We start from the raw sequence: 1,932 nt of genomic DNA on the forward strand, positions 1-1,932 counted from the left end.
CAACACCGCACGCAGCGAATCCGTAAGCGCTACAACATCAACCACCGCACCCGACGCCGGCACCACATACCCAACCAAGCTGTCACCCGACTTGGCCGAAACAACAGTCACTGCAGATGCGGATACCGATGCATCAGCCACCAAAGCCGACTCGATCTCCCCCAACTCGATCCGCTGACCACGCAACTTCACCTGGAAATCACTACGGCCGATGTACTCCAGCTCCCCCGACGCATCCCACCGCACCAAATCGCCCGTGCGATACATCCGACCGCCCCCGCTGCCATCGGCAAACGGGTTCGCAACAAACCGATCCGACGACATTGCGGCCCGCCCGATATACCCGCGCGCCAACTGAATGCCCGATAGATAAAGCTCGCCGACAACACCCCTTGAAACCGGGTGCAGCCTGGAATCCAGGACTAGCAGCCCTGTATTCCACACAGCAGAACCAATCGGGATCGACACGGTCTCGTCCGATGTGACTTCATGGAAGGTCACATCAATTGCAGCCTCGGCAGGACCGTACAAATTCTCCAAGCGTGCTGATGGCATCACTCCGAAAACTTCCGCGGCAGTGCCAACTTTCAAGGCCTCGCCACCGGAAAACACCAGCCTCAAGGAAGGAATATTGCTGGCATATTCGGCTGAAATGAATAGGGCCATCATTGCAGGCACGAAGTGCGCGACCGTGACCGCATGCTCCCGGATCAACTTCGCTATGTACTGAGGGTCACGATGGCCATCCGGTTCGGCGATCACCATGCGCGCGCCTACTTGGCACGGCCAGAACAACTCCCAAAGTGAAACGTCAAATGTGGACGGAGTCTTGACCAGCACCACGTCCGACGGGTCCAAATTGTATCGATCCTGGCGCCAAAGCATCTGGTTTACTACGGCGATATGCGATACCAGGACGCCTTTCGGCGTCCCGGTAGAACCGGAAGTGAAAATCACATACGCAGGGTGATCTCCCCGAAGAGCAGACAGTCGCTCTGAATCGGTGATCGGATCAGTCGAATACGTATGCAGGTCAAGACTGTCAACATCAACCCAGGAAGTCGGCAACTTCGCGTCGAGTCGACCATCAACCGTAAAGTCACGCGAGTACAAGACAACGGCCGGCGCCGCCGTTCGCAAAACATAAGAGACGCGTTCAGTCGGATGCGATGGGTCCAGGGGTACATATCCGCCACCTGCACGAATCACCGCATGGGCTGCGATCACCCAAGATATAGACCGCCCCATGAGCACGCCGACCAGAACCTCAGGTCCAACACCTTGCGAAATCAGATGTCGGGCCAATCGATTGACGCGCGAATCGAATTCGCCATAGGTCAAGCTTTCGTCACCGTAAATCAGCGCAACATCCATAGCGCGCTGAGCCGTACCGACGACATCCACCAATCGCGTCGCGGGCAGATCCCGACGACTGGCGCGCGATCTGTTGTAGATCTCAATTCGTTCAACACCATCAAGAAGATCGACTTCTCCCACCAGCGCCGATGAATCGTCGAGAACTGTGCGCAGGATGCGTTCGAATCGGGTTGCCATCGAGGCCACCGTCGACTCGTCGAACAGATCCGTCGCGTACGTGAACTGCGCCGCCATCCCGGCCGGGGCACCGGACTCGTCGAACTGCTCGACCATGGTCAACTGCAGATCGAACTTCGCCGCCACCGCGCCGGTATCGACGCCCGCAACCGTCAGATCGCCCAACTGCAACGCGGTCTGCTCCATGTTCTGGAACGAGAGCATCACCTGGAACAACGGATTACGCGCCTGCGACCGCGCCGGATTGAGCACCTCCACCAACCGCTCGAACGGCACATCCGCATGCGCAAACGCACCCAGATCGCCCTCACGAACCCGACCCAACAACCCCGAGAACGACTCCGAAGAATCCACCTCGGTCCGCAACACCAACGTATT

The 1,932-nt window shown here is 58.1% G+C and carries 1 protein-coding gene; it reads right to left on the reverse strand.

Annotation, left to right across the window (positions count from 1 at the left end):
• The coding region (locus tag ABH939_RS33115; RefSeq protein ID WP_404650736.1) for an amino acid adenylation domain-containing protein at nucleotides 1-1,932 on the reverse strand (1,932 nt) is incomplete at both ends.

It is taken from the genome of Rhodococcus sp. 27YEA6, assembly GCF_044908235.1.
Classification (GTDB): Bacteria; Actinomycetota; Actinomycetes; order Mycobacteriales; family Mycobacteriaceae; genus Rhodococcus_F; species Rhodococcus_F qingshengii.